10 protein-coding genes and 1 pseudogene are annotated in these 12,470 nt (G+C 67.4%); 4 read left to right on the top strand and 7 right to left on the bottom strand.

Annotated elements, in window-relative coordinates; all coding sequences use genetic code 11:
• Positions 1 to 163: 163 nt before the first annotated feature.
• The 7 genes from G9Q41_RS12135 to G9Q41_RS12105 all read right to left on the bottom strand — a co-directional run bounded on the left by G9Q41_RS12135 (position 164) and on the right by G9Q41_RS12105 (position 6,298).
• Positions 164 to 946, bottom strand: a complete 783-nt coding sequence (locus tag G9Q41_RS12135) for a sulfite exporter TauE/SafE family protein (RefSeq protein WP_165632733.1) — start codon at positions 944 to 946, stop codon at positions 164 to 166.
• A gap of 116 nt (positions 947 to 1,062) precedes the next feature.
• Positions 1,063 to 1,641 carry a rhodanese-like domain-containing protein gene (locus tag G9Q41_RS12130; protein WP_026152493.1) on the bottom strand — a complete coding sequence of 193 codons (579 nt, stop codon included), beginning with the start codon at positions 1,639 to 1,641 and terminating at the stop codon, positions 1,063 to 1,065.
• A 58-nt stretch (positions 1,642 to 1,699) separates the two neighbouring features.
• A complete protein-coding gene (locus G9Q41_RS12125; RefSeq protein WP_165632734.1) occupies positions 1,700 to 3,121 on the bottom strand; it encodes an MBL fold metallo-hydrolase in 1,422 nt (473 codons plus the stop codon).
• Between the two features lie 320 nt (positions 3,122 to 3,441).
• On the bottom strand, positions 3,442 to 3,711 hold the full coding sequence (locus G9Q41_RS12120) for a metal-sensitive transcriptional regulator (protein ID WP_026152495.1): 270 nt from the start codon (positions 3,709 to 3,711) through the stop codon (positions 3,442 to 3,444).
• 315 nt (positions 3,712 to 4,026) lie between these two features.
• Entirely contained in the window at positions 4,027 to 4,413 is a 387-nt protein-coding gene (locus G9Q41_RS12115) for a DUF302 domain-containing protein (RefSeq protein WP_017975584.1), read from the bottom strand.
• Between the two features lie 160 nt (positions 4,414 to 4,573).
• Positions 4,574 to 5,974 carry an MBL fold metallo-hydrolase gene (locus tag G9Q41_RS12110; RefSeq protein ID WP_092520753.1) on the bottom strand — a complete coding sequence of 467 codons (1,401 nt, stop codon included), beginning with the start codon at positions 5,972 to 5,974 and terminating at the stop codon, positions 4,574 to 4,576.
• 3 nt (positions 5,975 to 5,977) lie between these two features.
• The gene (locus G9Q41_RS12105) at positions 5,978 to 6,298 is read right to left on the bottom strand and encodes a rhodanese-like domain-containing protein (protein ID WP_139186489.1); all 321 of its coding nucleotides are present in this window, start codon (positions 6,296 to 6,298) and stop codon (positions 5,978 to 5,980) included.
• 221 nt (positions 6,299 to 6,519) lie between these two features.
• On the opposite strand from G9Q41_RS12105, the gene G9Q41_RS21925 reads away from it, so the two are divergent.
• From G9Q41_RS21925 to nhaA, 4 genes and pseudogenes are all read left to right on the top strand, one after another.
• On the top strand, positions 6,520 to 6,645 hold the full coding sequence (locus tag G9Q41_RS21925; protein WP_217637681.1) for a BlaI/MecI/CopY family transcriptional regulator: 126 nt from the start codon (positions 6,520 to 6,522) through the stop codon (positions 6,643 to 6,645).
• 951 nt (positions 6,646 to 7,596) lie between these two features.
• Positions 7,597 to 8,427 (top strand): annotated as a pseudogene (locus G9Q41_RS22710) (IS5 family transposase); the annotation flags it as partial.
• 552 nt (positions 8,428 to 8,979) lie between these two features.
• Positions 8,980 to 9,777 (top strand): HAD-IIA family hydrolase, encoded by a 798-nt coding sequence (locus G9Q41_RS12090; RefSeq protein WP_092520751.1) that lies wholly within the window; start codon positions 8,980 to 8,982, stop codon positions 9,775 to 9,777.
• A 680-nt stretch (positions 9,778 to 10,457) separates the two neighbouring features.
• Entirely contained in the window at positions 10,458 to 12,320 is a 1,863-nt protein-coding gene (gene nhaA, locus G9Q41_RS12085) for a Na+/H+ antiporter NhaA (RefSeq protein WP_207630904.1), read from the top strand.
• The last annotated feature ends 150 nt before the right edge of the window (positions 12,321 to 12,470 follow it).

Below are 12,470 nucleotides of genomic sequence, written 5' to 3'. Positions count from 1 at the left end.
GCAGTCCTGAAACATCTGCAGACCCTGCTGGCGGTCTGGACCGGCGCTTGCCCCACCTGCCACCAACCCCCGCCAGCCAGCTGGAACTTCCCTGACCAGCAACGATTACCCACTTAACAAAGCCCTACTAGGGCTACGCCCCAAAACATCCACCAAGCACTACCTAGCCGAGTGCGCCTGGGTTGAGGATGGCCGCCAGGGCTACACCGGCGGCGACGGCGAGGACGACGTAGGCGAACCAGCGACGCAGAGTGTCCGCAGGCAGCCTGGGTGCCAGGCGGCCGGCGGCCACGGAGACCACCAGTGCGGCGCCGGCGAAGATCAGCAGGATGGTGTAGTCGAGGCGGGCGGCCGCGCTGGCGTGGGCGGCCAGTCCGGCCACGGAATTGATCAACACGATCACCAACGAGGTAGCCACTGCCGTTTGGGCTCCGAGCCCGAGCAGGGCAGCCAGGGCAGGCACGATGACGAAGCCGCCGCCGACGCCGAACAACCCCGTGAGCGCACCGACAGCGGCACCGGCCCCGATGGCCTTGGGCAGACAACTGCGCCAGTTGATACCGCCTTCGCCGGTGCGGCAGGCCCCGGCATGGTTCTCGCCGCCACGCAGCATGCGCACCGCCACCACGACCATGAGCACTGAGAAGGCCAGCAGCAGCCAACGTTGCGGGACCAGCCGCCCCAGCGCGGTACCGGCGAAAGCGGCCGGCACCCCGGCTGCGCCGAAGACCAGGGCAACCGGCCACTGCACGTGGGCACGCCGCTCCCGGGGTGCGATGCCGCCCACCGAGGAGATCGCGACCACCGCCAGGGAGGTGGGAATCGCCATCTGCAGGGGTTGTCCGACGCCATAGACCAGCGCCGGCACGGCCAGGATCGAACCGCCGGCACCCAGCAGCCCCAGAGCCAGCCCGATGATCGCGCCGAAAAGACCTGCCAGGAACACGGGATCACCTACTCTCGACACGTCGGACGGCGACGTGCCGACCGTTGCGGACCAGAAGGGGCGGGCAGGTTCGACTCCGCAGGCCGCATCGGTCGGACGTCCCCCCTCGCGGAGGGTCAGTCGGCAGTTCGGCCCGTGGGCGCCTGCTCGCCGGTCAGGGCCGGCAGCATCCTCCGGGCATCGCCCTTGCGGGTGCGATTGTGCGGGAGCAGCCCCAGCACCCGCGACATGGCGCAGGTGTTGCTGATCGCGGCGAACGTCAATCCGCCACCGACGAACCCGGCGATCCACTTCAACGGCTCGTAGGCGATGCTGGCGAGTACCCCGGCCAGCACCAGCAGTCCGGCCGTCAACCGCACCTGGCGTTCCATGCCCCAGGTGCCGGAACCGTGGTTCATCGGTGCGTCGTGCTGCTGCCAGCCGGTCACACCGCCGGACAGGACGCTGAGCTGATCCAGTCCGGCCGTCTCCAGTACGCTGCGGGCCTGCTCGGCTCGAGCCCCGGAGGCGCACACCAGCACGACCGGGTCCTCGTGGGATGCGGTGAGCTCACTGCGGTGCTCGCGCAGCAGGTCCAGCGGCACGTTGGACGAACCGGGGATGTGGGCCGCGGCGAACTCGCCCGGGGTGCGCACATCGATCAACCGGGTGCGCGGATTGGTCTCCAACAGGTTGCGCACCTGCGGGGTTTCCATGGTCACGGGCATCGTGCGGGACACGAAGGAACCTTCCTTTCAGCGGGAACGCCGTTTGTCAGGTGGTCGAGGTCAGGGTCAGTCCGGCGCCGTCGGCATTGCCGAACAGGTCGTCGATGAGCACCGGTGTGCGTCCGGCGTGTTCCAGCAGCGAGGCCGCTGCGGTGGCGCGATAGCCGCTGCCGCAGTGCACCCACACCGTGCCCGCGGGCACCTCGTCGAGGCGGTCCTTGAGCTCGTACAGCGGGATGTGCACCGCCCCGACGATGTGGGAGGATTGCCACTCGTTGTTGGTGCGCACGTCCAGCACTACGTCCACTTCCGGAAGTCCGTCACCGCGACCGTCCCTGACGGCGGCGAGATCAGCGAAGGCGGCCGATGTCGTGCTGCTCAACTGACTGCTCTCGGTGACCAGCTCTTGTGGTGACCCGGTGGCCGCCGCGGAGAAGGTGTCGATACCGATGCGGGCCAGCTCGCGCTGGGCTTGTCCGACCTGCTCCCGACTTTCGCCCAGCAGGGTGATCGGCGCACCCCAGTCGATCATCCACCCCAGCCACGTGGCCATCGGCCCATCCAGACCGAGACTGACCGTGCCGGCCAGGTGCGAGTCGACGTAGGCGGTACGTGAGCGCAGGTCGACCACCCACTCTCCGGCCTCCAGACGCCGCTTCAACTCTTCCGGAGTTGCTCGGGACGGCGTGCGCAGGTCCAACGGCTCGGGACCGGTGATGTTGCGCACCCCCATGTGGGCGTAGTAGGCTGGATAGACGTCCAGCCCGGACAGCATCTGCTCCACGAAATCGCCCTCAGCCAGCGTCAGTGCCGGGTTGATCTCCCTTTGCTCTCCGATGGTGGCCGAGTCTCCCGAGGCCTGGCTGGCCGAGCAGAAGCTGCCGAACCCGTGGGTGGGCCAGATCTGAGCCCCGTCCGGCAGGATCTCCACCAGCTTGCGTGCCGAGGCGTGCTGGTGCCGGGCCAGCTCATGGCTGTGCTGCTGCCCGACCAGGTCGGTGCGCCCGGTCGTGCCGAACAGCAACGACCCGCCGGTGAACACCCCCACCGGGCCCTGCTCGCCCTCCAGCACGTAGGACAAGTGGTGGTACGTGTGCCCCGGCGTGGCCACCGCCCGCACCCGCATCCGCTCCGAGAGCTCGACCACGTCGCCGTCGGCCAGCGGCATGTGCGCGAAGGGCACCTCGTCCGCGGCGGCCACACCGTAGTCGGCCCCGGTCAACCGAGCCAGCTCCAACCCGCCGGATACGTAGTCGTTGTGCACGTGCGTCTCCAGCACCAGGGCGATGCGCACGTTCAGTCGCCCGGCCGCGGTGAGAAAGCGGTCCACATCGCGCTGCGGATCCACCACCACCGCCATCTCGCCATCGGTGGCAAGATAACTGCGATCCCCCAGCGACGAGGTCGCGATTACCTCGGCACCCAGACCACCAGCAAGCTGGTGATCCAGTGCGTTGACTGCGGTCATGCTCATTCCGTGCCTCCTAAGATCTCGCAACCGGACGCGATTCGGACCGCCATACCCCGTGCGCCCGCGCCACCCGTGCCTCCGCCCCCGTGATCGCCTCGAACGTGGGGAGTTGCCTCTGCCGGCCTGGCCGCTGTGCGGAGTCCTCCGTCGGGCGCATACCGGGTGGTTGCTCCTTGGCTCCTCGAACTGCCCCTGCCCCGCACGTTCGCGGTCGCTCGGCCAAGCTGTACTTAGTATACCCCAGGGGGTACGTACCAAACATACGAGCACAAGTGCTCAGCCGGGAGCACGTTCCCCGCGATCGAGCGATATCCCGGTCAGGCCAGTGAGAGGAACAACCGCTCCAGCTCCTGCTCGGTCATCGGCGGCTCCTCGCCCTCGTCGCGGGCCTGCTGGCAGTGCCGCATCCCACTGGCCACGATCCTGAAACCCGCGCGATCCAAGGCGCGGGACACGGCGGCCAACTGGGTCAACGTCTGCGCACAGTCACCGCCCTCCTCGATGGACTCGATCACGCCAGCCAGCTGTCCCTGGGCCCGGCGCAGGCGGGTCAGCGCATCGCCAACCATTTCAGGTCGCATCTCCACGACAACCACCTCCACTGCCTTTTAACCAAGGTACCCCACCGGGTATTCCCGTTATTGGGAGGGGCTGCGGGTGGTGGCGGTCATCTGCTGCCGAACGCGGCGCGGGATCGTCGAGCAGGCCCGCGCGGAACCATCGCGGCTCGGTGCTTCGCGCGAGGATCGCGTGGCTCCGGCAACAGCGGCCGATGCTGCGGGCGAGGGCTCGTGCCCCGCACGCATCCACGTCCTCTGTCTCCGCGCGGATGCTTGCCGGCTTGCTCCTGGCGGACTCTGCACGCACAGAAGGCGAGTAGGAGACAGGAACGGACGCTGCCGTCAGGAGGTGATTCGCTCGAACAGCTTCTCCAGCAGCGTCTCCATCGCCTGCCCCAGCTGCTCGGGGACCGGCTCTGCCAATTGCTTCAGCAGTGCGGGGTCCATGGCGGCGATGACGGAGCCCCCGTCCTGTTCGTAGATGACGAGGTTGCCGGGCAGCAACGTGCCGATGTGGGGATCACTGCTCATGGCTTCGTGGGCCATGGAGGGTTGACCGACCATCAGGATGAGGTAGTTCCGAAACTCCTTGCCGAGCAGGTTGCGGAACGAGTCGGTGACGTTGACCTCGCAAGGGGTCGCGAACCCCTCGCTGTCGAGGATCTGCCGCACATGCTGGACGGTAGTGTCGAAGTCGGCATCGACGTACTTGTGCCGAGAGTAAGCCATGGTGACCTTCCTGGGTGTCGCCTCGTGAAGTGTTCGGCTCGGGGGCCCCTCGTCGCAGCTCAGCTGGTGCGCGGCCGCCGTTTCGGGGGCTCGTGGCGCGTACGGGACGTGATCCCGGCCGTTCGTTCTCCTCTCTCGTTTCGGACGCCACCTCCGTGGTTCACCCCTCCCGCGTGGTGGGCAACTCCGCTTGTTTCCAGGCGCTCATACCGCCGAGGACGTTGCGCACCTCGTTGCGGCCGTGGCGCTGCAGCAGGCTGGTGGCCACCGAGGAGCGGTAGCCACTGCCGCAGGTCACCGCTACGGGTTTGTCCGCGGGAACCTCGTCGAGACGCTCGGGCAGTTCGGCGCCGGTGATATAGGTGGCCCCGGGCACGTGGCCGTTGGCCCACTCGTCGGGTTGGCGCACGTCCAACAGCTCGACTTCGCCGCGCTCGAGTTCATCGTTGAGTTCGCCCACGGTGATCTGCGGGGTTTCCTCGAGGGGTTTGGCAGCGGTGCGCCAGGCGCTCATTCCTCCGCGCAACCATCCCAGCGGGGGCGGGTAGCCGATGCGCAGCAGCTGCCAAGTCGCTTCCCACAGCTCCCCCGGGTGATCGAGCACGAGCAGCACCTGCGCGTCGGCCGGCAGCGCCGTACCTGCCCAGGTGGGAAACGCCGCACCGAGACCGACGTTGAGCGCCCCGGGAACGTGCCCGCCGCCGAAGGCCTCCGGTTGACGGGCATCCAGCACGGTCACACCCTCAGCGCGGTGCTGTTCGAACTCGGCGACGGTCAACGCGGGCGGTTCAGCCAGCACTCCGAGCGGTTCCACTCCGGCCATGTTGCGTACACGCATGCGCTGCCAGTACGGCGGCACCGCGGGCAGGTTGTCCAGCCGGATGCACTCGCGGACGAAGCCTTCGGTGTTGTCCACCTCGGCCAGGATCGCGTTCGACCGTCGCTCGTAGCCCAGCGTGGTGGACAGGCGGCTGCCGATGTTTCCTCCGCACAGCGAGCCCGCCACGTGTGTGGGAAACACCTGCACGTGATCGGGCAGGGGCAGCAGCTTGTCCTGGATCGTGGCGCAGAACGTCCGCGCGGCCTCCTGCGCCTTCTCCTGACCGCCGAGCAAGTCGGGCCGGGCGAGATCGCCCACCAGCAGCGCCCCGCCGGACAGCAGCAACGCCGGCTGGTCGGCGCTCATGGCCCGGTCGTAGACCAGCAGGCTGATGTGCTCCGGTGTGTGGCCCGGGGTGTGCAGCACCTCGAGGCCGACATCGCCGATCTCGACGACCTGCCCGTCTCGGAGGGGCTGGTGGGAGTAGCCGAACTCGCCGGTCGCCGATCCCCACACCTGAGCACGCGTGCGCTCGGTGAGATCGGTCACCCCGGAGAGGTAGTCGTTGTGGCCGTGCGAATCAGCCACATAAGCGATGCGCATCCCATGGGTGCGTGCAGCCTCGGTGTAGACGTCCACATCGCGGCGCGGGTCGAACACCAACGCCTGCCCCGTCTTCTCATCGCCGATCAGATAGGAGGCATGCCCCAGCGACTGCAGGTAGAACTGCTGAAACAGCACTGCTCACACCACCTTTCCCGGCTGTTCGTCGTCGGGCGTGCGTACCGGCAGGTCCTGCTCGGCCCAAGCCTGGATGCCCCCGTTGAGGTTCTCGGCACGGTAACCCCGTCCGCTGAGGAACTCGGCCATCTCACCACTGCGGCTGCCGCTGCGACAGACCGTGACCACCTGTCGTTGCCCATCCACCTCGCCAACGCGATCGGGCAGTTCATTCATCGGGATCCACCGCGCCCCCGGTATTCGCCCGGCCTGCCATTCGTGCGACTCCCGAACATCGATCAACTGAACCTGGTCTCGCTGCTCGTACAGATCTTTCGGCTCCACGGCGACTCCGCTCCTCACATGGCGTCGTCCGAGTACAACTCCAGCTTCCCCACTCAAAGAGGGGAATGCAGTCCGAGGAAACAGGACATGAATGTGGCTTCACCACCGACGTGGGAGCTCGCTTGTCGATTACCCCTCCTCGGCCCTCCCCACACCACAACCCGACCCGGCCACGGTTACGGTCCCCGGCCTTCCGGGACAGGCCAGCTAGACTTGCCGACGTGCTCGGATTGGGTGAGCTGGAGCTGAAGGTGATGGACGTGCTGTGGGCGGCCGACGAACCGCTGCGCGTGCGAGACGTGCTGGGCCGGCCCCCGGGCAGCGACAGCTGGATTGCACCACGGTGATGACCGTGCTCGATCACCTGCACACCAAGAGTGGGTGCAGCGCAATCGGAGCGGGAGCGCCTACAGCTCCCCCCGGCCCACAGTCGCGAGGAGGCTGGTAAATCGCAGCCGACTCAGGCCACGCTCAAACGTGCCTTCGATGCCGGAGTTCCATTTTCCTGGATCACCGACGATGAGGCCTAAGGACGAGAGCTGTACTTGCGGGACTGGCTGCCAAACCCGGGATGCGGCTGCGGGCTGGCCGAGCACTCCTGGCAGCGGTTGTTGGTCGAGATCGGTGCTCACGGGCCACGCCTGTATGCCTGGGCCCGCATACCGCTCAACACCGACTGGCCGCCCGTGCGGGGCGTTGGCTGCTGGCGCGGCGCTCGATCAACAACCCCAGCGAGATCGCCTACTACGTGACCTGTCGGCTCCGCTGATCCCGGCTACTCAACCTCGCCTTCGTCCCCGGATCCGCTGACATGTCGAGGAAGCCTTCCAAACCACCAAAAACGAGGCCGGACTCGGCCACTACCAGGAACGCTCCTGGCAAGCCCGCTGCATCCACACCACACTGTCCATGCTCGTCCTCGCCTGGCTAGCTATGGCCAAAATCCTTGCGGCAAAAGGGAACCTGCAGAGCAGGATCGAATACACCTTAGCCGAGCTCCGCCGCCTGTTGAACAACCTCATCAGTCGAACGCCACACCCCGCCGAACACATCTGGTCCTGGTCACGCTGGCGCCGACGACGCACACCACCAAGCTCGACACTGCCACTACCGACAACGCGGACATCCACTCTGAGTGCCGTTGCAGTACTAGGAGCTGTTTGGGGACAGGGGTGGTGTCGGTAAGAGGAGAGGTCTCCGGTAGAGGAGTCAACGACCAAGAGGATCAATTGCCGGAGACCTCGATGGGGAGCGTATCGGTCGGCACGCGTAAGGACCTGACGCACCGGTAGTGGCGAGTGTTGCAGCGCCGCGCGTGTTGCCGTCGCGACCGCAGGTGGGACGTCCTCCGACGTGGACGCCTCGTCAGCTGCTGGACGGGATCCGCTGGCGACTCGGGTCGGCGCTTTCTGGAGGGACGTGCCGGAACGGCATGGGCACTGGCAATCGATCTATCACTTGTTCCGCCGGTGGCAACGGGCGGCCTCTGGGCCTGGATCTGGGCGCAGCTGCAGGCATGGATCGAGGCAGCAAGCGTGATCACCTGGCAGGTGTCGGTAGATTCCACGATCAACCGGGCTCATCAGCACGCCGCCGGAGCCCGCCATCGACCCGATGCCCAAGTCGAACCACCCGGCGACGAACCCGATGATCACGCGTTGGGGCGTTGTCGGGGCGGGGTGTCCACGACGATCCACCTGGCCTGCGAACAGAGCCGGAAACCGTTGTCGCTGCTGCTCACGGCCGGTCAAGCTGGTGACAGCCTCCAGATGATCCCGCTGTTGGAGGCCATCCAGGTCACCCGGGTCGGAAGCGGCCGCGCACGCACGCGCCCGCAGCGGGTACTGGCCGACAAGGCCTGCTCGTCCGTGGCCAATCGGCGTTACCCGCGCAGGCGCGGGATCCCGGCCACGATCGCGATCCCGACAGACCAGGCCGCCCGCCGCCGTGCCCGCGGAACGGCCGGAAATCGCCCGCCCGTGTTCAGCCCGAGACTCCACCAGCGGCGGCACGCCGTTGAATGCGGCATCAACCAGCTCACACACCACCGCGCCGTCGCCGGCCGCTCCGACACACTCGCCGTGCGGTACGAAACCACACTGCACGTCACCACCCTCCACATCTGGCTACGCCCCTCACCAAGAACACTTCCTAAACAGCTGCTAGCGCCACGATCCGACGACAGCGGCTCCGGCACAGATACCCGACCACCGACAAGGACCCGCCACACCACGGGACGAAACTCACCCTCAGACCAGGCCCCGCTGGCGTCCCCAGGTACTAACCACTCAGCCACGGTCTTCATCCTCAACCACTCCTGCCGGGAACACAACGAGGCCAGCAAGACGCCAGCGCTCCACGCACCATCAGTCTTGCTGGCCTTGATCAACGACCCTGCGAAATAATGTGGATGTGCCCCGCACCGACGGTGTCGGAGGGGCGAGCTGACTGTCACCTCGAGTTCGCTACGGCAGCCATGTCCTCGCCTTGGGTGATCGTGAGACGAGGGGCCCGGCCAGGGGACGACTGATCTGATCGCCGTGGCGCGGATCGTCGCCCCACTCCGGTGTGGGCCCTCCGCACCAATAAGGACTTCAGGACGGCGCCGACAGCCGCCGCAGGGTGGTCGGAGTTCACCATCTGCGGTGGCCGCACCGGAGGTTCAGGTGGATCATGCAGGCGTGACCGACACAGCCCCCTGGACCTACCTGATGGACCTCAACGGTGTGCTCATGTCCGACGAACAGCACGTCGTGCCAGGAGCGCAAGCTTTCCTGTCCGCACTCCGCTTGCACGAGATCCCCTTCCTGGTGTTCACCAACGACTCGGCCCGCACGCCCCGCGACCTGCGGGCCCGGCTAAACGACTGCGGGCTCGACGTGCCGGAGAGCTCGATCTGGACATCGGCGATGGCCACGGCGAAGTTCCTGAGCAAGCAACGCCCCGGCGGATCCGCCTACACCGTCGGCGAAACCGGGTTGACCACAGCGCTGGCCGACGCCGGGTATGTGCTCACCGATCACGACCCCGACTACGTCGTCATCGGCGAGACCCGAAGCTACAGCTTCGCGTCGATCACCACAGCGATCCGGCTGATCGAAGGCGGTGCCCGCTTCCTCGCCACGAACCCCGATGAGAAAGGACCGGGAGCGGAAGGATCGCGGCCGGCGACCGGGGCGGTCACCGCCCTGATCGAACGGGCCACCGGACGTCCGCCCTACTACGTCGGCAAGCCCAACCCGCTGATGCTGCGTTCCGCGCTGCGTGCCCTGGGCGCGCACGCGGCCCACACGATCGTGCTCGGCGACCGGATGGACACCGACGTCCGCTCGGGGATGGAAGCCGGCATGCACACCGTTCTCGTACTGTCCGGACTTTCCGACGAGAACACAGCGGCGCAGCACCCCTACCAACCGGACCGGGTCATCAACTCGGTCACCGAGCTCACCGAGCACGTTGACGCCCCGTTCCGCCCCTGAGCTCCTCGCCGGCACCGGGCACGACCGCTCCTGCTGGTCCGCTCGCGAACGACGAGCCCCAAGCACCGGTCGGGCGCCGCAGCCGCCCAGCCGGCGGCCGCGACGCCCTCCCCGTCGTCGCATCCGGCAACACGAGCCCTCCGCCGGAAGTTCCACGTCCGCGGGGACAAGCCGCGTCGTGCCCCAACTCCCGGGAGTCGTTGGCGAAGGCAGTGCCGCGGCGACGCGTCCGGTGGCCTGGAGGAGGTCGATGGGTGGTGACCAGCTCCGTGAAATGACCTGACCCCGTCCCCACAGCCGGTCTGAGGGGCCTTGGAGAACCCGGAGCACCTCATGGGCTGGTTGGCGACTTCGTTGGCGTACGGGCCGATGTGGATGCCGTAGGCCGCGAGCGGGCGCGTGTGCTTGTTCTTCTTGCTGAGTACCCACGGATGGCGAGGACTCACACTGCCGTGACCGGCAATCCGGTGTAGAGCCTTGTGGCGGCCGGAGCGGGGTCGTTCAGCCACAGCGAAGCCGTGCTCTCCGGGCGTCGTGAGGTTCGGGGGCTGATGAGCCGCGTGCGATCAGTGTTCGGTGTGCGCAGAATGTCCCGCAGCCACGTCTTATCGACGCGACTTGGCTGACCCGCTCGGGTGGGGCCGGTCTCGCCGTGTACCGCGTCTGGAGGCCATTGCACGATGAGGTTGCCCGCGTCCACTGTCACCCGATCTCTGCCGCGGGCGGTGCAGGCGTTCCTGGCCACCGAGGCCAGCAGCACGCTGCTGTTGCTGGCAGCGACCGTGGTCGCGATCGTGTGGGCCAATTCCCCGTTCGCTGCCAGCTACGAGGCACTCTGGCACACCCCGCTGGCGGTGCGCATCGGCGTGCTGGAGCTGGAGCTGGATCTGCGGCACTGGATCAACGACGGGCTCATGGCCCTGTTCTTCTTCGTCATCGGGATGGAGGTCTCCCGCGAGTCAACCCTCGGCGAGATGCGCAACCGCCGCATGGTGGCGGTTCCGCTGCTGGCCGCACTGGGTGGGCTCGCGCTTCCCGCTGTGCTGTACCTGGTGATCAACGCCGGAGGTCCGGGAGCGATCGGGTGGGGCATCCCGATCGCCACCGATACGGCGTTCGTGCTGGGCGTGCTGGCGCTGGTCGGGCCGCGGTGCCCGGATCCGCTGCGGGTGTTTCTGCTGACCCTGGCTGTCGTGGACGACGTGGGAGCCATCGGGGTCGTCGCGATCGTCTACACGAACGAGATCAGCGTTTCCGCGCTGGTGGGCGCTGTCGTGCTGTTCGTGCTCGTGCTGGTGATGCGGCGGATCGGTATCCGGTGGGCTCCGCTGTTCACAGCGCTGGCGGTGGTGATCTGGGTGCTGACCGTCGAGTCCGGGCTGCATCCCACTGTCGTCGGGTTGGCGCTGGGTGTCCTCGTCCGGGTGTATGTCCCACCGGAGGCGCGGGTGCTGCGTGTCGGCGAGCTGGCCCAGGCCTTCACGAGGAATCCCACGCCGGAGCGAGGCCATGCGGCTCGGCGCGAGTTGCAGGCCGCGGTGCCGCCGAACGAGCGCCTTCAACTCCGCCTGCACCCGTGGACCAGCTATGCCGTGATCCCGCTGTTCGCACTGGCCAACGCCGGCATCCCGCTCGGAGCGGACACGCTGGCACGGGCAGCGACCTCGCCGGTGACCCACGGCGTCGTGGCCGGTTTGGTGGTCGGCAAGTTCGCCGGTGTGGCTCTGGGCAGCTGGGTCGGACTGCGCTCCGGGCTGGGCTCGCTTCCCGGTCAACTGGTGTGGGGCCAGCTACTCGGCGGCGCGGCGCTGGCCGGGATCGGGTTCACGGTATCGCTGTTCATCACCGAGCTGGCCTTCGCCGAACAGGCACTGCGCACCGAGGCGAAAGTCGGGATCCTGGCAGGGTCACTGCTGGCGGCGATCATCGGGCGGTTGGTCTTCTGGCTGGCCTGGAACCGAGGAGCGGTGTGCGCCCCGCCCGGGGAAGACACGTCCGCAGAGCAGTTGCCGGACACACTGGCCGACCCCGTCTCCGAGCACGACCACGTTCTCGGACCGGAGAACGCCACGGTCACACTGGTGGAGTACGCGGACTACGAGTGCCCGTCCTGCGGCACGATGCATCCGGTGCTGCACGCTCTTCGAGCGCGATACGGGAGTCAGCTGCGGTTCGTGTTTCGGCACTACCCGATCGACTCGCTGCACCCGAACGCGCGCAGAGCCGCACTCGCCGCGGAGGAGGCAGGCGCCCAGGGCCGGTTCTGGCAGATGCACGAACAACTGTTCACCCACCAACGGCAGCTGGATGCAGACGGTCTGGCAGCACACGCCGAGCAGATCGGCCTCCCCGCAGACGTGATCACCAGCCGACGCGTGCGCAGACACATGGACCGGGTGGACGCCGACATCGCCTCCGGCCGCGCCAGCGGCGTCCGCGGCACCCCCACCTTCTTCGTCAACGGCCAGCGCTACGAGGGCGGCAACAACACCGTGGAGCTGTCAGCCGCGATCGAATCCGCGCTGGCGGAGCCCAAGGAGTAACCGTACGGGATCTGGCGGTACGAGCCCTCGTCGCACGGCACGAGGCTGTCGGAATTCACTTCCGCGACCTACCGGCTCACGCCAGGGCTATGGCACGCACTGATGACCAGCAGAAAAGCCAGAAGCGCCATTCCTGATTCTGGTACCACT

It is taken from the genome of Actinopolyspora sp. BKK2, from assembly GCF_011291845.1.
GTDB lineage: Bacteria > Actinomycetota > Actinomycetes > Mycobacteriales > Pseudonocardiaceae > Actinopolyspora > Actinopolyspora saharensis.
Note: the sequence above shows the minus strand (reverse complement) of the source record. Positions and strands in the feature narration are given on the sequence as shown.

Excerpts from the sequence above, each read along its gene's own strand:
- G9Q41_RS12115 (WP_017975584.1), bottom strand. The coding sequence starts at position 4,413 with ATGGCTTACTCTCGGCACAAGTACGTCGATGCCGACTTCGACACTACC.
- G9Q41_RS12130 (WP_026152493.1), bottom strand. The coding sequence starts at position 1,641 with ATGGAAACCCCGCAGGTGCGCAACCTGTTGGAGACCAATCCGCGCACC.
- G9Q41_RS12125 (WP_165632734.1), bottom strand. The coding sequence starts at position 3,121 with ATGACCGCAGTCAACGCACTGGATCACCAGCTTGCTGGTGGTCTGGGT.
- nhaA (WP_207630904.1), top strand. The coding sequence starts at position 10,458 with ATGAGGTTGCCCGCGTCCACTGTCACCCGATCTCTGCCGCGGGCGGTG.